Here is a 17,266-nt window from a genome sequence, read left to right as displayed (position 1 = left end):
CACATTCGCCGTAATTTTTGGATCTCTCCACGCTTTTGGTGTATCCCTGACACAAATCTTCACTTAAATGAATATTTAAATGAGCCGCAGTCAATTTATAAAAAAAGAAGGGTTATCGCTGAGCTGTCTGGCGATGTACTTGCTGGGATGCCAATCGGGGGAGCGATTAAAAACGATTGGCGAACTGGCCCGCGACAACGCCCTGTCCATCGGTTTGATGCAGGCGGCGCTCAAGACACTGGAAAACGCAGGCTGCATAACCGTACAACGCAGCGGGCGCAACGGCAGCTTCTTAACCCATGTGGACTATAGGTCGCTGCTGGATTACGCCAACATTTCCCGCGTTGTTTGCGCCATGCCGTTACCCTATACCCGCGAGTACGAGGGGCTCGCCAGCGGATTGAAGCGCGAGTTTTCCGACGTACCATTCTACTTTGCACATATGCGGGGAGCGGATATTCGCGTGGAATGTTTGCGCAATGGCATTTATGACCTGGCGGTCGTCTCGCGTCTGGCCGCCGAAGAGTATGTAAGCCGGCCGGAAAACGGGGTGAAGATCGCGGCGACGCTTGGAGAGCATTCTTGGGTATCGCATCAAATCATTCGCCGCCGCGGGGATCACGGCGCGGTGCGCAGAGTCGGCGTGGACTGCCGCTCGATGGACCAAAAGCTGCTGACGGATATGATTTATGACCCGGCGGCGGTCGCACGGGTGGAAATTCCTTACCACGACTGCCTGAGCCGGCTCGAAAACGGCACCATCGATGCCGTCGTCTGGAACGTCGAGAACCGCCGGGTGTTGGCTCGCTACGGGCTGGAGGCCGTGCCCCTGGAAGGGGATCAACGCGTCGTGCTGGCGACGGAAGCTACCATTTTAATCCGCAGCGATGACCGAAGCACCGGGAAACTGCTGGATACTTTTGTCGATACGCATCGGGTTCGCCAGCATCAGCGCGCCGTGGTGTCAGAAGAGATTGAGCCCAGCTATTGAAGGAGAGATTGTGGAAGAGAAGATGAAGCTGCTTTGCCAGGCCGGAGTGATAGATGAAGATATCTTCCGCGGCATGTTGCAAGTCATTGACGATCTGGAAACGCGCTGGGGGCGCCCGCTGCCCGAGGAACAGGGATGGATGGCCATCGCGCATATGGCGAACGCGCTGATGCGTTCACGGCGCGGCGAAATCATCGCACCGCTGGGCGAGGATTTTCTGCAGGAGATCGCCGCATCGGGTGAACTGCCCCGCCTGCGGCGGCTGAATGATGGGCTGCTGGCAAAGTTCAGCGTACGGCTGCATCCCAACGAAGAAGGTTATCTCTTGGCCAACCTGTTCGGCTTGTCTCCCCAACAGCGGCATTGATTTTTTCGCAACAAATGTTCAAAAAAATGAATATTTAAACAACGGCCAATCTGATGTTCCGGAAACCGCTGTCTTAAGGAGTTGCCAACCCTATGTTTTTAGATGCGCTACGCAAACAAAATCAGCCGCTGATTGACGCGTCGATCGGGCTGCTGCGCCAGCACAAACTCACGCCGGACACCTGGGTGATCGATGTGGATATGGTGAAACAGAATGCGCGCCGCATTCTGCAAACGGCGGAAGAATATCGTGTGACGCCGTATGTGATGAGCAAGCAGTTCGGCCGTAATCCCTGGCTAACCCAACAAATTATCGACCAGGGGTTCAGCGGAGCGGTAGCGGTGGATTTCCGCGAGGCGCGATGCCTGGCCAATAACGGCGTGCCGCTTCGCCATCTGGGGCATTTAGTGCAAATTCCGGACGGGGAAATCGAAAGCGCGCTGCGATGCCGGCCGGAAGTCATCACGGTTTTCTCATTTGAGAAAGCGCGCAGGATCGCCGAATGCGCCCGGCGTCTCGGCATGCGGCAACGCCTGCTGCTGAAAGTATGCCAGACCGGCGATATCGTCTACCCCGGTCAGGAAGGCGGCTTCCTGCCTGACGAGCTGGTCGATGTCGCGGCGCGCATCGCCGCGCTTGGCGGCGTGGAGATCGTCGGCGTCACGAATTTTCCTTGCGCCCTGGCGTCGGCAACGGCGGGCGAAAGCCTCACCACGCCGAACTTTACCACGCTGGTCAACGCGGCGAAAACGCTGCGCGCGGCGGGCTTTCCTATCGAGCAGGTTAACGCCCCGTCGGCCAATAGCTGCAACACCATCCCTGCGCTTGCCCGCGGCGGCGCGACGCATATTGAACCTGGCCACGCGTTTACCGGCACCATTCCGGCCAATGAATACGGCGATCAACCGGAACGCATCGCCATGCTGTATCTGTCGGAAGTGTCTCATAACGCAGGATCGAACAGCCTGTGCTTCGGCGGCGGCTATTACCGCCGCGGCCGCCTACGAAACGCGCTGGTTTTCGCCGGGGATACCCCCAGCGAGACGCGGACACTGCCGTTCCAATCGGACAATATCGATTACTACCTGGGGCTGGAGGGCAATTTCGCGGTTGGCAGCCCGGTAATCATGTGTTTCCGCACGCAGATCTTCGTCACCCGCAGCGACGTAGCGCTTATCCAGGGCATCAGCGCAGGCCGGCCAACGCTGGCCGGGCTCTACGACAGCCTGGGCAATCCCATCGTCTCGCGGCAATAGCCAAACGCCGCCGGCGTCTTAGCCGCCAATATCAGGGGGGAACACAGCATGAACAAATTTGTAGTCCTGGTGATCGACAGCTTTGGCGTCGGCGCCATGGAGGATGTGCCGCAAGTCAGGCCGAACGACGCAGGCGCCAATACCTGCGGCCATATCTTGCAGCAATGTCCCGACCTGCGCCTGCCCGCAATGGAAAGATTGGGCCTGATCAACGCGCTGGGATACCGGGCCAACGTGATGAGGCCCAATCCGCAGGCAAACGTCGGCAAAGCGGCTCTGCAACATGAAGGCGCCGACTCGTTCATGGGGCATCAGGAAATTATGGGAACTCAGCCCAAACAGCCCTTCAGAATGCCGTTCGGCGAAATCATGGATAAAACGGCTGGCGCCCTGCGGAAAGCGGGCTACCGGGTGCAGCGGCTCCCGGTGACGGCGAATACGGCATACCTTTGGGTCAACGACGCCGTGGCCGTCGGCGATAACCTTGAAACCGACCCCGGCCTGGTCTACAACGTGACCGCCAATCTGAACCTGATCGATTACGACACGGTCAGAAAAATCGGCGCCATCGTTAGGCGATGCGCGCCCGTGAGCCGCGTCATTGTCTTCGGCGGAGAAAGCACCAGCAACGAAGCCATCGCCGCAGCGGCGCAAAGCCGGCAAGACATGTACGCCGGCATCGATGCCCCGCGTTCGGGCGTCTACCGGCAAGGCTTCCGGGTCGTTCATTTGGGTTACGGCGTCGATGAGGCCGTACAGGTTCCCGCCTGTCTGCAACGTCAAGGCATCCCGACATCCCTGATAGGGAAAGTGGCGGATATCGTCGCCAATCCCGACGGCGATAACTTCGGCGGGATTGTCGATTCCGCGCAAATCATGGCGCTGACCCTGAGCGAAGCGCAACGACCGGGCCGGCGGTTTATCTGCACCAACATTCAGGAAACCGATCTGGCCGGGCATGCGCAGGATGTGGCGCGTTATGCGGAGCGCCTGCAACTGGTGGACGGATATCTGGCGCATCTCATGTCGCTGCTGGATAAGGACGACGCGTTAGTGGTCATGGCCGATCATGGCAACGACCCGACGATCGGGCATTCACAGCACACGCGCGAGTGCGTGCCCCTGCTGGTCTGGCGCCCGGGCGTTACTGGCGTCCGGCTGGGAGATCGGGCCACGCTGTCCGACGTGGGCGCCTCCGTTTGCGACGCCTTCGGCGCTCCCGCACCGCAGAACGGCACCTCTTTTTTCTCATTATTGCAGGGGAATTCTCATGGCTGATCAGATTGAATGGCTCAACGCCGACGGCTACACCTATGCGCATGAACATCTGCACATCGATCTTTCACCGTTTAAGCATAACGATGACTGTCGCCTCGACAGCTATGCTCTGCTGCGCGATGAAATGGAGGCGTTGATGGCGCGGGGAGTCCGCAACATCGTCGAGGTAACGAACCGCTATATGGGGCGGGATGTCCACTTCATCGCGCGCCTGATGCGCGACACCGGTATCAACGTGCTGCTCTCCACCGGCTACTACCAACAGGATTTCTATCCCGAACACGTCGCCACCCGAGACGCGCAAACGCTGGCCGCCGAAATGATTGCCGAAATTGAATGCGGCATCGACGGCAGCGGCCTGTGCGCTGGCGTGATTGCCGAAATCGGCAGCAGCGAGGGCCGAATCACGCCCGACGAATCAAAAATGTTCCACGCCGCCGCCCTCGCTCACCACGCCACGGGGCGGCCAATCTCCACGCATACCAGCTTCAGCACCATGGGGCCGGAGCAGCTCGCCCTGCTGCAATCTTACGGCGTTCCGGCCGACCGCATCGTGATTGGCCACTGCGATCTGAAAGACAATCTGGAAACTGTCTTGCACCTGATCGATCGGGGAGCGTGGGTGCAGTTCGACACCATTGGCAAAAACAGCTACTACCCGGATGAAAAACGCGTGGCGATGCTGACCGCGCTGTCGCAACGCGGCCTGCTCGAGCGGGTGATGCTGTCGATGGACATCACGCGCCGTTCGCATCTGCGCGGCAACGGCGGCCCCGGCTTCAGCTACCTCATGGACAGTTTCGTTCCGCTGTTGCTGGAGGCGGGGATCGGTCAGCAAGCCGTGACCGCAATGCTGCAACACAACCCAAATCGGTTCTTCAAATAATAAGGTGATAGCCATGAAAAAAATCGGAATTGCAGGTTTACAGCGGGAACAGATCAAACAGGCCATCGAGAGCGCCGCCCCAGGCATTTTTGACGTCAGCATCTTAAGCGACATGGACGCCGCCGCCCGAGTCAAAAACGGCGAACTGGACTATTTCATCGGCGCCTGCAATACCGGCGCCGGCGCTGCGCTGTCCATCGCGATAGCCATCATCGGCTTCAACAAATGCTGCACGATCGCCAAGCCGGGCATTCGTGCGAAAGAAGAGCAAATAACGAAGTGGGTGGCGGAAGGAAAAGTCGCGTTTGGCCTTTCGGTCGAGCACGTCGAACATGCGATCCCGCTGTTGATTCGGCAACTGTCATAAGGAGGCGAAAATGGACCCTATCCTTTCCGTCATTCTGGTGTCCCTGTTGACGGGCATGACGGCGCTGTTATCTCACCGTTCGGCGGCAGTCTTTCATGACGGCATTCGCCCTATCCTTCCGCAACTGGTGGAAGGCCATATGAACCGTCGGGAAGCGGGCAGCATCGCTTTTGGCCTCAGCATAGGGTTCGTGGCCTCCGTCGGCATTTCATTTACCTTGTCCACCGGCTTGCTGAACAGCTGGCTGCTGTTTCTGCCTACCGACATCATCGGCGTGCTGGCCGTCAACGTGTGGCTGGCATTCATTCTCGGCGCCATCTGGGGCATTCTGGTCTTCACCAGCCTGCAGCCCATCAACCAACTCCTGACCTCGCTGCCGGTAGACATCATTGGCGCGCTGGGGGAACTGAGTAACCCGGTCGTGTCGGCCTTCGCGCTCTTTCCCCTGGTCGCCATTTTCTACCAGTTCGGCTGGAAACAGAGCGTGGTCGCGGCCCTGCTGGTGTTGCTGTCGCGCCTGATCGTCGTGCGTTATTTCCCACATCTGTTCCCGGAGTCGATCGAAATCTTCGTCGGTATGGTTTTGCTGTTGGGCATCGCGATTTTCCGCGATCTGAGAGATCGGCGGACTTCCCCAACGGGTGAAGAGGCTTCGGCCCCGTCGATGTTTGAGGAGCGCACACAGCGCATTATCAACAACCTGCCGCTTATCGCCGTAACCGGCGCGCTGATTTCTGCCGTCGCCAGCATGAAGATCTTCGGAGGCTCCGAAGTCTCGGTTTATACGCTGGCGAAAGCCTACGCGCCCGGCATCTCGCCCGAAGAATCAGACGCCCTTCTGCACCAGGCGGCGCTGGCCGAATTCATGCGCGGGCTTGGATTCATTCCGCTGATCGCCACTACCGCGCTGGCGACCGGGGTATATGCGGTGGCGGGCTTCACGTTCGTCTTTGTCGTCGGTTACCTTTCCCCCTCGCCCTGGCTTGCCGCACCGGCGGGCGCCATCGTCATCACGCTGGAAATCCTGCTGCTGCGCTATATCGGCAAATGGCTGGGCCGATATCCTTCGGTGCGCAATGCATCCGACAATATCCGCAACGCGATGAATATGCTGATGGAATTCGCCTTGTTGATCGGCTCCACTTTCGCGGCCATCAAAATGGCCGGGTACACGGGCTTCAGCATGGCGGCGGCGCTCTATTTCCTTAACGAAGCGCTCGGCCGCCCGGTGCTGAAAATCGCCGCGCCGGTGGTGGCGGTCATTATCACCGGCATTCTGCTCAATATTTTCGGCTGGATCGGCCTGTTTGTGCCGCAGTGATCAAACCGTCGCCATTACTGAAACAGCGTCATGCCAGGAAGGGAATATATAACGATGGCTATATTCGCTCTGAACATAAAACGAAGCGCCGTTACAGGGCTCGCCCTGATTTGTCTGCAAAACGTGCCGGTGCATGCCGAGTCCATCGCGCCCAACAGCGATACCCGCGAGCGGTGGCGGGTAGACTATTCGGATATCGGCTATCCGAATGTAGGCTTTTCTCCCTACATAGAAGGCTGGATCAACGGTTATCTTACGCCTGCAGACTATCCGGACGGCGCGGCAATCCTGCCGGCCCCGCCGATTGAAGGCAGCGCGGCCTGGAAAGCCGACGTGGAAACCTTTTACCAGCTTCGCAAACTGCGCGATACGCCCCGGGGCAGGTTGGCGGTGGAGGATGCCAATCTGTCCTTCAATGCCATCGGTCGGGCTTTCTCCGCAGCGTTGGGTACGGAGATATCGCGCCAGCGCACGCCGCATACCCACCTTTTGCTGAGCCGCCTGCTCACGGACGCAGGCTATGCTTCCAACGGCGCGAAAAAGGCCCACGCCCGCATTCGCCCCTACTCCGCGCTGCGGGTGGAGAGCTGTACCCCGCAAGAGCACAGTGCGCTCAGCAACGATGGCGGTTCCTATCCCTCCGGGCATGCCGTAACCGGTTTCGTATGGGCGATGACGCTGACGGCCATGGTGCCGCAACGTGCGACGGAGCTCATGCGCAAGGGTTATGAGTTTGGCCGCAGCCGGCTGATTTGCGGCGTACACTGGGCCAGCGATGTCGAAGCCGGCCGCGTGTTGGCGGCCGGTGCCTTTGCTCGATTGCAAGCCAGCGCGGAATATCAGCAGCAATTTCGGGAAGCAAAACGAGAGATAGATCGGCTGTTGCAGCAGCAAACGGAAGAACGCTGACCCTTAGCCCGCGTCGATTCCCCCGCGCTTGCGCGCGGGGGAATCATGCCATTCCGCGGCGACTATGGAAGAGCATTAGGGGTTAAACGGTGTGTCATAGCCTGCGAACTGATAGACATACTGCAAAATCGCCGTGCCGTTTTCATCCGCCCGATTTTCACGATCGACCAGCAGGGCGGTAATGCCCTCCGCACCGCGCAGATGGGCGCCGCCGAGTAAACCCGACAGCGTGATTTCCACCGCATCCGGCACGCCCGGCGGCGGCGTCAACACGGGATGGCATTCAGACCAACGAATAGTGGTGCCCAAATAATCATTCAGGGTTTTGCCTCTCTCCGCCAGCAAACGCACCATGCCCTCGTACTTATCGACAAAATGATCTTTGGCGACATAGTCCTGTTTATCCGGATCGAGAACATCGTCAAAACTATTAATCCCGTGTTTGCCGGTAAAGGTCCCTTGCCAGGTATTCACATCCGTGACATGCACTTCGCCTTTGCCAGGCAGATTCATGACCTTATCCCGCACGCCGTTGGCCCAATTTGACACCGGCACGTCGGAATAATATTTAGGGAGATGGTTTTCATCATAATGCGTGTAATATCCCAGATCCCAGAAGTCTTGTTCGCTGAGCTGGTAACCGATAAAACCGAGATAGTTCATCGTCGCATACTGCATTTGCTTGAACATCTGAGGATCCGTTGAACCTTGAGTATAGTATTTGCCGATACCCAAACGCTCGAAATATTCTCTTATCGAGACATTGCTTTTGGTTGTCGTGCCATCCTGGGCCCGAATAACCCGGCCGGGATACTCCACATCCTGATAAGATGTCGCGGTTGGATTATCATAATTTTCCGCATAATATTGCGCTTTTTGCGGATCGATCGTGCTTTCGAAAGTGAGTATCGCATTTAAGAAATCATCATAAGTGCCGTTACGTTCATTTTTAATTTTCATCGTTTTTCCTCTACCTCCAGGTATGAGATTGTTTTCTGCAATGGCATTCAGCGTGTCGAAAGCCCGTACGCGTGAGCTCGGACGCCCCTCTGTGGCGCGATTGGAAAACCAAAAAATAAACTGACGAAAGAAATTAAAAATATATTTAGCACGCAACCCACTGAGCGGCTATCGTCCAAGTCAAAAATCAGCCACCGCTCTGGCACTCATTTCCGGACCGTTTTATTTACGTATTTCAGCCCGTCAATATTATTTGACCATCAGTTCACAGACGCCCTACCTGAAATTAACATCATGCAAACACAAACAATGGCATTGCCTTTGCAATTAATACGTTATCAGGAAATAATTTATTTATATAATAATTCTAAATCCTTTATTAAATCGCTCGATAAACAGACAGGCTGTAAATATTATTATCAATAATGTAAAGCCAGCTTAATTTAATCGTTGCCGCTCTTATGTCAGGCATATAAAAATCACACAGCGGCTCCAGAATTAACTTTCTTGCTCAAAAGAAGGCAAACACTTTTTGCAGCCTGGCGCGAAGGAAACGCCAGAAAACCGAGGAAATAACCGGGCCATAACAAGAAAACCAACCCGCACTCCAGGCTAAGCCTGAAGCACCAGGTTGGTCATATTGCGCCGCCAGCCGCATCAGCGGAAGGCAACAACTTGATATTTACCGCCTAATCACACCGGCGGCAGATCGAACAGCAGGATTTCGCTCTCTTCGTCGGCCTGAATCGTCAGACCCGATTCATCCCACACCGCAAACGCGTCGCTGATGCCGGCGGCTTGGCCGTTGACCGAGACCTTGCCGCGCACCACCTGGATCCAAATGCGACGGCCGGCGGCGATCGGATACTCACACTGCTCGCCTTTATTCAGCGCCCAACGCGACAGCGTCATATCCTGGAACACCTTCAGCGAACCGTCGCGCGCATCCGGCGACAGCACCAGCTGACGGCCCTGCGGCGCGTCGAACATGCGCTGTTCGTAGCGCGGCTCCAGCCCGACCTGATCCGGAATGATCCAAATCTGGTACAGGTGCAGCGGACGATCCTGATTGGCGTTGTACTCGGAGTGACGTACCCCGGTGCCCGCGCTCATGATCTGGAATTCGCCGGCCTGGATCTGCTCCTTGTTGCCCATGCTGTCCTGATGCTCCACCGTGCCGCTCAGCACATAGGTCAGGATTTCCATGTCTTTATGCGGGTGGGTGCCGAAACCCTGCCCGGCGTCGATCACATCTTCGTTGATCACACGCAGCGCCGAGAACCCCATAAAGTTCGGATCGTAGTAGTCGGCAAATGAGAAGGTGTGCCAGCTATCCAGCCAGCCATGATTGGCGTGGCCGCGATCTTCCGCTTTGCGTACATAAATCATATTCAACTCTCCTCAATGTTTTTTTACAGTCTAGTCCTGCGGGCAGAATAAGAAAGCGTAAAAAACTCATGCCTCTGTTCAAAAATTTCGATGGAATGAAACGGCGGATGGGCAACGGATTTGTTGAAGGCGGAAGCGGTTGAAAAAGGGCAAAAAAAAAGCCAGCACCCGAGCTGGCTAAGTAAACACTGGAAGCAATGTGAGCAATGTCGTGCCTTCGCAGCGAGAGTATCAAGGGTTGATGCCCTCCCCGGAACGCATCGCAATAATAATCATTATCATTCGCACCTGTAAAGCGTTTTTTTTGACCCGTTGAAATAATATTGACTCAAGGCAGTAAACGGATAAATTCAGAGGTTATTCAACCGGTAAGCAACAGGAGCAGCGAGATGAGCGAGATCGTGATACGCCACGTGGAAACAACGGATGCGCAGGCCCTGCATCATCTTTATTCTCTGGCGCCCGTCTACCGCGATACGCTGCAGCTACCGCTACCGTCCGTTGAGTCCTGGCAGAAGCGCCTCGCCAATCCCGAACCGGGCACGCATAACCTGGCGGCCTTCATCGATGGGCAGCTTGTCGGCCAGCTGGCCGTCATGCTGAATCAGCGCGTGCGCCGCCGCCACGTGGCCACCTTCGGCATCGGCGTCGATCCGCACTACCACGGTAAAGGCGTCGGCAGCCGCCTGATGCAGGCGATGATCGACCTGTGCGACAACTGGGCGGCCATCGAACGCATCGAGCTGACGGTATTCACCGACAACCCGGCGGCCATCGCGCTGTACCGCAAATTCGGCTTCGAGATAGAGGGCACCAGCCGCGCCTATGCCATGCGCGACGGCGTACTGGTCGATGCCTACCATATGGCGCGTTTTCGCTCCGGGCAGCCGCGCGGCGATGCGTAATCTTCCCCACCCGCAGGGGCCGCTGCGCCGGCCCCTGAACATCAACCGCCGAACCTTTTTACAAGCGCTGGCCGGCCTGACCGCCGCCGTCGGCATATTCTCTCCTCTCACCCCATTAGGTGCCGCTATGCCAACTTCCGCCGCCGGACGCCCAGGCGCCCGCAACCTGATTACCGATGTGCCGGGCCTGAAAGTCGGCGTGGCGCAGGACAGCCGGGTGCGCACCGGCGCGACGGTTATCCTGCCGGACAGCCCGGCGATCGCCGCCGTGGACGTGCGCGGCGGCGGCCCCGCCACCCGGGAAACCGACGCGCTGGGCGAAGACAATTTGGTGCAAACCGTCGATGCGCTGACGTTCAGCGGCGGCTCGGTTTACGGCCTGGCGGCGGCGGACGGCGTCGCAGCCTGGCTGGGGCAACAGGGTAAAGGCTACGCGCTGCGCCCGGCGCCCGGCGTGCCGGTCTCCCCGATCGTGCCCACCGCCTGCCTGTACGATCTGGCCAACGGCGGCGACAAAAACTGGCAGCTCACGCCGCCGTATCGCCAGTTGGGCATCGATGCAGTCGGCAAGGCCGGGCTGGATTTTCCGCTCGGCACCGTCGGCGCCGGCTATGGCGCCATGACCGGCATGGGCAAGCTGAAAGGCGGCCTCGGCTCGGCATCTATCATTGCCGCCAATGGCGCTACCGTCGGCGCGCTGGTGGCGGTCAACAGTTTGGGTGCGGTGGTAGCGCCCGGCACCCGCGCCTTCTGGGCGACGCCCTATGAAATTGACGGTGAATTCGGCAACGGCGGCGCGGCGGCGCTGGCGCAACTGCGCGCCCAAGGCGAAGATTGGATGGAACAAGAGCCGCAGGGCGGCAGAAAGAACACCACCCTGGCCTGCATCGCCACCGATCTGGCGCTGACGCGAGTGGAGTTGAAACGGGTGGCCATCATGGCGCAAGACGGCATGGCGCGCGCTATTCGCCCGCTGCACAGCCCGTTTGACGGCGACGTGGTGTTCGCCCTGTCCACCGGGCAGCGCGAGGTTCAGGGCAGCCGCGAACTGGCGGTGCTGCAAATCGGCGCGCTGGCGGCGGACACCCTGGCCCGGGCGATCGCCCGTGGCGTGCATGCCGCCACGCCGTGGCCAGGCAGCCAGGTCGCAACCTGGCAAACGCTCGGCGGCTAACACGCCGCCACCAAAAAAGGGGCGCTGGCGCCCCTTAATCATGATTAACCCTCGCCGCTTAAATGCCGGCGGTTTCCCGAATATAACGGCGCGCTTTTACCGCATACTCGAACGGGTTGGCCAGCGCCGGGTCCTGCTCGGCCTCCACCACCATCCACCCTTTGTAACCGCGCTCGTCCAGCAGCTTGAACACCGGCCTGAAGTCGATCACACCATCACCCGGCACGGTGAAGGTGCCCTTCTTCACGCCGTCGAGGAAGCTCAGCTTGTTGGCCTTCACTTCCGCCACCACCTCATCGCGCACGTCCTTCAGATGGACGTGGTTGATGCGCGGCAGATACTTCTCCAGGATCGCCATCATCGCCTGCTGGCTGCCTTCCGAATAGTAGGCGTGGCCGGTATCGAACAGCAGGTAGACGTCATCGTTGACCATGCTCATGTAGCGATCGATTTCGGCCGCGGTTTGAATGCCGGTGCCCATGTGGTGGTGCAGACAAACCTGCATGCCTTTGCCGGCAGCGATCTTCGCCAGCTCGTTGTAACCTTCGGCCACCCGCTGCCACTCTTCATCGCTGAAGTACGGCTTCTCTTCGAATACGCCTTTGGTGGTGCCCTGAATGCTCTTGCTCTGCTCGGAGCAGCCGATCACCCTGGCGCCCATGGCATGCAGGAAATTCATGTGGTTGATAAATTCATCGATGGTTTTGTCTTTCTGGCCGTCGGCGAAAAAGGTGCTGAACCAGGCGTTGCAGATCTGGATACCGCGAATGTCCAGCATCGGTTTCAGCACCGCCGGATCGCGCGGGTATTTGCTGCCTACTTCGCTGCCGGTGAAGCCGGCCAGCGCCATTTCGCTGACGCACTGCTGGAAGGTATTTTCCTTGCCCAGATCGGGCATGTCGTCGTTGGTCCAGCCGATCGGCGCAATGGCCAATTTCACGTTGTCTTTATTCATGGTCTGCCTCGGTGCTTGGAGGGCCGCCGGCGCAAACGCCGCCGGCGAGCCGAATAAGATTATTTGCCCAACAGCTCTCTTTCGATGCGCTCTCTGGTCGCCACCGCCTGGCTCGGCATCTTTTCCGGGTAGCCGAACAGCGAAGTGCAAATGATCGATTCGCCGCCGACCTTGAAGCTGCGGTTGGCAAACTCCATGTCGCGCAGCGTCTGGAACAGGGCGTCGAAATTCACCTCGCCTTCGCCGATGCCGACGTGCTGGTGCACCGCGGCGTCTACCCCCGGCGGGTTGACGATATAGCGGCAATGCTTGGTGTGGTTCATGGTGTCGGCGATCAGCACGTGGGAAAGATCGTCCCCGGCGTACTGCAGCATGCCGGCCACGTCGCCCTGCCCCTTGTCGTAGTAGAAGGTGTGCGGCACGCTGTAGAGGTATTTGACGTGATCGCTGCGCAGCGATTTCACCAGATCGGCGGTTTCGTTGCTCAGTTCGCAGAAGTCCCACGGATGCGACTGGATCTCCATACGGATACCCTCGCGCTCGACGATCGGCAGCAACTCCTCCATCGAGCGATACCACAGCTCCTCGCAGATCTCCGGCTCGTTGGGGTTGCCCGCCAGTTCGGTGTTGATCACCTGCACGCCCATTTCCACCGCGATTTCGATCATCCGCCGCCAGTTTTTGACCGCCGCCTGGCGGCGATCCTCCCCCGGCCCGGACCAGCGGTACACCACGATGAACGAGGAGATCTCCACGCCGGTCGCTTTCAGGGCGTTTTTATACTCCGCCATGATTTCGCGGCTGGCCTTCGGATGCTTGTAAAACGGGTTGATCTGCGGGTGCGGCGACTGCTCGATGTATTTGTAGCCCCAGTCCGCCACCTGTTGAACCATTTTGGTGACGCCCAAATCCCGGATAACGTCGACATCAAAAGCGATCTTCATGGTCACTCCTCTGCAATCGTGGGTAGGTGGTGCAAGCCGGCTATTTGTTGTAAAACGCCGGGCGCGCCGGCAGGGTCACCGGCACGATTTCGCCGCTGAGCTGGGCCGCCACGCAGGCGTCGGCGGTCACCGCGGCGGCGTAGCCGTCCCAGGCGGAAGGCCCGGTCAGCTTGCCTGCGGCCACGTCGTTGATGAAGCCCTGCAGCTCAACGTCATAGGCGTCGATAAAACGATCCTTCCAGTCGGTCAGAATTTCGGTCGACAGGCGGGCGCCGCTGCGCATCTGCACCGAAGACGGTTCCGGCAGTTTGGCGATGCCGGTTTCCCCTACCACTTCACACTGAATGTCGTAGCCGTACTGGCAGTTGACGAAGATTTCGACGTCAATGCGCGTGCCTTTGGCGGTTTCGAACAGCACAATCTGCGGATCTTTCAGGTGTGGGAACGCCTTCGGGCTCTTGCGCGGGAACACCACCTGCACCGACACATAGTCGTCGTCGAGCAGCCAGCGCAGCACGTCGATTTCGTGGATCAGGGTGTCGGTGATCGCCATATCGGTGGTGTAGGCTTCGCCGACCGTCGGGTTGCGGTGCGCGCAGTGCAGCATCAGCGGCTCGCCGATCTGGCCGCTGGTCAGCACCTGTTTCAGCGCGCGATAGCCCTGGTCATAGGGGCGCATAAAGCCGACCTGCACCAGCCGTTTGCCGTGCTTCGCTTCGGCATCGACGATGTTTTTGCAGCCCTGCGCGGTCACCGCCAGCGGCTTCTCGCAGAACACCGGTTTGCCGGCGGCGATGGCCGCCAACACGAACTCTTCGTGGCTCGGCCCCCAGGAGGTGACCAGCACCGCCTGCACATCGGCGGCCTTGATCAGATCGTGGCCGTTGTCATACACCCGCGCATCCAGCTGCAGATCGCTCACCACCTTGGCGGCGTTGTCGCGATTGATGTCGTTCACCGCCACTACGCGGGCGCCCTGCAACACTTTGCTGCAGCGACGGATATGATCGCGGCCGATGGCGCCGGTGCCGATAACCCCAATGTTCAATGTCATTTTCGCTACCCTCGAGATTTATGTATGAAAACGAATCAGTAATCGCGCGCCTTATCGATGTTTTCCTGCAGCTTGCGCGCCACTGCGACGATTTTCTCGCTGTCGGCCACCTGAGCGCCGCCCACGCGCCACCAGCTGAGATACTTGTGCACCATGGTCTTCGGCAGCACCTTGATGTCCAGCAGCGTGGACACGGTCTGCCTGCGGGCGTCGGCCAGCGCATCGAGCAGCTGCTGCTCGGTGGTGACGCGATAGGTTTTGCAACCGTAAGCCGCCGCCAGCATGGCGAAATCGACCGGCACCAGTTTGCCGTCGAGCTTGCCGCCCTGTGGATTACGGAAGCGGAATTCGGTGGTGTAGCTGTCCATGCCGTGTTCCATCTGCAGGTTGTTGATGCAGCCGTTGGTCATGTTGTCGAACAGCATCACGTTGATCTTGCAGCCTTCCTGAATCGAAGTGACCAGTTCGGAATGCAGCATCATGAAGGCGCCGTCGCCCACCATCGCGTACACCTCGCGCTGCGGCTCGGCCAGCTTGACCCCCAATGCGGCGTTCACCTCATACCCCATGCAGGAGTAACCGTACTCCACGTGATAACCGTGCTCGCCGCGGTTGTGCCACACCCGCTGCAAATCGCCCGGCAGGCTGCCGGCGGCGGCGACGATCACGCTGTCCGCCGGCAGCTCGCGGTTCAGCACCCCCAGCACCCGGCTCTGGGTCAGCGCGGAATCGGTCTGGGCGATAAATTCGGCGAACACCCGCTCGCGATCGAGGTGATCGTCTATCTCCGGCACAAAGCCTGCGCCGCCGTATTCCACCGCGTAAACGCGCTCGGTCTCTTCACGCTGGGCGCTGCGCGCCGCGGCGATGGCGTCGCCCCAGCCGGCGCGGTACTCGGCCTGCGCCAGCAGTGCGCCCAGTTCGCTCAGGGCCTCGCGGGCGTCCGCCAGCACCTGCACGCCGTCGAGCTTGCCGGCGTCAAAGGCGCTGACGTTGATATTGAGGAAGCTGACGTCCGGATTTTGGAACAGCCATTTGGACGAGGTGGTGAAATCGGTGTAACGGGTGCCGACGCCGATCACCAGATCGGCCTGACGAGCCAGCGTATTGGCCGCCAGGCAGCCGGTTTCGCCAATGCCGCCGAGGTTGAATTCATGGTCGCTCGGCACCGTGCCTTTGCCGGCCTGGGTTTCGGCGAACGGAATGCCGAAGCGCTCGGCGAATTCGCGCAGCGCCCGCCCGGCCTGCGAGTATTTCACGCCGCCGCCGCACACCAGCAGCGGTTTGCGTTTGGCCGCCAGCAGCGCCAACGCGTCCGCCAACATGCCGTCGGTCGCCGGGCGGCGATCGAGCCGATGCACGCGTTTTTGGAAGAAATAGTCGGGATAGTCGTAGGCTTCACCCTGCACGTCCTGCGGCAGACACAGCGTCACCGCGCCGGTTTCCGCCGGATCGGTCAGCACGCGCATCGCGTTGATGCAGGCGCTCATCAGCTGTTCCGGCCGCACGATGCGATCCCAGTATTTGCTCACCGCGCGGAACGCGTCGTTGGTGCTGATGCTGAGATCGTAAGACTGCTCGATTTGCTGTAGCACCGGATCCGGCTGGCGGGATGCGTAAACGTCGCCCGGCAGCAGTAATAAAGGAATGCGGTTGGCGGTGGCGGTGGCCGCGGCGGTGATCATATTGGCGGCGCCGGGGCCGACCGATGAGGTGCAGGCGTAGATCTGCCGGCGCAGCTTCTGTTTGGCGAAGCCGATCGCCGCATGGGCCATCCCCTGCTCGTTGCGGCCCTGATGCACCCGCAGATCGCCGCTATCCTGCTCCAGCGCTTGCCCCAGCCCCAGCACGTTGCCGTGGCCGAAAATCGCAAAAATGCCCGCGACGAATTTGGTTTCCACGCCGTCGGCCAGCAGATACTGGTTATCGAGGAATCTGACGAGCGCCTGCGCCATGGTTAGCCTGATCTTGCCCATTTACTCACCCTTTAGATTGAGGGCCGCCCCGGAAAGGGCTCGCGCCGAGCCGACAATTCCGTGTTTGTGTTACGCGGCGGCAGCTATTATCTTGAGCAGGCGATGCCCGCTGCTCACGAAGTCGACAACCTGAAACGTGAAGCGATTATAAACAAATATATTTTTCATAAAATCACATTACAGAAGAAACATTTCATTTTGCGATAAAGATCGCATAATGCATGAAAAGCCCGTTTCATCTCGTGATTCAGCCTTCACTGGCTTCGCGCCACGCACTGGCCAATAAAAGCCGTTGGCTCATGGGTTGACCGCCTTTTACCCTGTCATTTCCCCTCTTTTATGCCCGCCCCGGCCCCCCTCCCGTAGCCGTTTCACCGCCTTTTCCCACGCCTCTGTCGATGTTTTAAATGCATCACATTTTTGGGGTGTAAATTTCATTCTATATTGAAATTGAAATTTTCATTCCCCATACTGTCCACATGCTTCCTGCAGGGCGCCACGCTCGGGCCGCCGCCGGAGTTTTGCTTAAACAGA

At 59.0% G+C, this 17,266-nt stretch carries 16 protein-coding genes; 10 read left to right on the top strand and 6 right to left on the bottom strand.

Features of this window, described 5'->3' with window-relative positions; all coding sequences use genetic code 11:
* Positions 1–79 precede the first annotated feature (79 nt).
* From yhfZ to ACJ8IM_RS18865, 8 genes are all read left to right on the top strand, one after another.
* Positions 80–991: a GntR family transcriptional regulator YhfZ gene (gene yhfZ / locus ACJ8IM_RS18900; protein ID WP_033654450.1), complete on the top strand. Its 912-nt coding sequence runs from the start codon at positions 80–82 to the stop codon at positions 989–991.
* Positions 992–1,001: 10 nt separating this feature from the next.
* The gene (locus ACJ8IM_RS18895) at positions 1,002–1,358 is read left to right on the top strand and encodes a hypothetical protein (protein ID WP_033654451.1); all 357 of its coding nucleotides are present in this window, start codon (positions 1,002–1,004) and stop codon (positions 1,356–1,358) included.
* A 92-nt stretch (positions 1,359–1,450) separates the two neighbouring features.
* Positions 1,451–2,614 carry a YhfX family PLP-dependent enzyme gene (locus ACJ8IM_RS18890; RefSeq protein WP_033654452.1) on the top strand — a complete coding sequence of 388 codons (1,164 nt, stop codon included), beginning with the start codon at positions 1,451–1,453 and terminating at the stop codon, positions 2,612–2,614.
* A gap of 48 nt (positions 2,615–2,662) precedes the next feature.
* Positions 2,663–3,892 carry a phosphopentomutase gene (locus tag ACJ8IM_RS18885; protein WP_033654453.1) on the top strand — a complete coding sequence of 410 codons (1,230 nt, stop codon included), beginning with the start codon at positions 2,663–2,665 and terminating at the stop codon, positions 3,890–3,892.
* Positions 3,885–4,778 (top strand): phosphotriesterase-related protein, encoded by an 894-nt coding sequence (locus ACJ8IM_RS18880; protein WP_033654454.1) that lies wholly within the window; start codon positions 3,885–3,887, stop codon positions 4,776–4,778. Before ACJ8IM_RS18885 ends, ACJ8IM_RS18880 begins: the two co-directional genes overlap by 8 nt.
* 13 nt (positions 4,779–4,791) lie before the next feature.
* A complete protein-coding gene (locus ACJ8IM_RS18875) occupies positions 4,792–5,145 on the top strand; it encodes a DUF2620 domain-containing protein (protein ID WP_033654455.1) in 354 nt (117 codons plus the stop codon).
* Positions 5,146–5,155: 10 nt separating this feature from the next.
* On the top strand, positions 5,156–6,466 hold the full coding sequence (locus ACJ8IM_RS18870; protein WP_033654456.1) for a YhfT family protein: 1,311 nt from the start codon (positions 5,156–5,158) through the stop codon (positions 6,464–6,466).
* Between the two features lie 54 nt (positions 6,467–6,520).
* Complete coding sequence (locus ACJ8IM_RS18865) at positions 6,521–7,375, top strand: acid phosphatase (RefSeq protein WP_079656906.1); 855 nt, start codon at positions 6,521–6,523, stop codon at positions 7,373–7,375.
* 75 nt (positions 7,376–7,450) lie between these two features.
* Here ACJ8IM_RS18865 and ACJ8IM_RS18860 read toward each other — a convergent pair whose 3' ends face one another.
* Positions 7,451–8,335: a hypothetical protein gene (locus tag ACJ8IM_RS18860; protein WP_033654457.1), complete on the bottom strand. Its 885-nt coding sequence runs from the start codon at positions 8,333–8,335 to the stop codon at positions 7,451–7,453.
* A gap of 693 nt (positions 8,336–9,028) precedes the next feature.
* Positions 9,029–9,724, bottom strand: coding sequence for a pirin family protein (locus ACJ8IM_RS18855; protein WP_033654458.1), 696 nt, complete (start codon positions 9,722–9,724; stop codon positions 9,029–9,031).
* Between the two features lie 389 nt (positions 9,725–10,113).
* Between ACJ8IM_RS18855 and ACJ8IM_RS18850 the strand changes: the two genes are divergently transcribed.
* Both ACJ8IM_RS18850 and ACJ8IM_RS18845 read left to right on the top strand, forming a co-directional pair.
* The gene (locus ACJ8IM_RS18850; protein WP_033654459.1) at positions 10,114–10,629 is read left to right on the top strand and encodes a GNAT family N-acetyltransferase; all 516 of its coding nucleotides are present in this window, start codon (positions 10,114–10,116) and stop codon (positions 10,627–10,629) included.
* Entirely contained in the window at positions 10,622–11,803 is a 1,182-nt protein-coding gene (locus tag ACJ8IM_RS18845) for a P1 family peptidase (RefSeq protein WP_033654460.1), read from the top strand. Before ACJ8IM_RS18850 ends, ACJ8IM_RS18845 begins: the two co-directional genes overlap by 8 nt.
* Before the next feature lie 58 nt (positions 11,804–11,861).
* Here ACJ8IM_RS18845 and iolE read toward each other — a convergent pair whose 3' ends face one another.
* The 4 genes from iolE to iolD are packed head-to-tail and all read right to left on the bottom strand — an operon-like array spanning position 11,862 to position 16,732.
* Positions 11,862–12,758: a myo-inosose-2 dehydratase gene (gene iolE / locus ACJ8IM_RS18840; protein WP_033654461.1), complete on the bottom strand. Its 897-nt coding sequence runs from the start codon at positions 12,756–12,758 to the stop codon at positions 11,862–11,864.
* Between the two features lie 59 nt (positions 12,759–12,817).
* Positions 12,818–13,702 carry a sugar phosphate isomerase/epimerase family protein gene (locus ACJ8IM_RS18835; protein WP_004930845.1) on the bottom strand — a complete coding sequence of 295 codons (885 nt, stop codon included), beginning with the start codon at positions 13,700–13,702 and terminating at the stop codon, positions 12,818–12,820.
* 40 nt (positions 13,703–13,742) lie between these two features.
* Positions 13,743–14,756, bottom strand: coding sequence for a Gfo/Idh/MocA family protein (locus ACJ8IM_RS18830; RefSeq protein WP_033649354.1), 1,014 nt, complete (start codon positions 14,754–14,756; stop codon positions 13,743–13,745).
* Between the two features lie 35 nt (positions 14,757–14,791).
* Positions 14,792–16,732, bottom strand: a complete 1,941-nt coding sequence (iolD, locus tag ACJ8IM_RS18825; RefSeq protein ID WP_033649355.1) for a 3D-(3,5/4)-trihydroxycyclohexane-1,2-dione acylhydrolase (decyclizing) — start codon at positions 16,730–16,732, stop codon at positions 14,792–14,794.
* Between the last annotated feature and the right edge of the window lie 534 nt (positions 16,733–17,266).

The organism is Serratia sp. CY33525, from assembly GCF_052169115.1.
Lineage (GTDB): Bacteria > Pseudomonadota > Gammaproteobacteria > Enterobacterales > Enterobacteriaceae > Serratia > Serratia sarumanii.
Note: the sequence above shows the minus strand (reverse complement) of the source record. Positions and strands in the feature narration are given on the sequence as shown.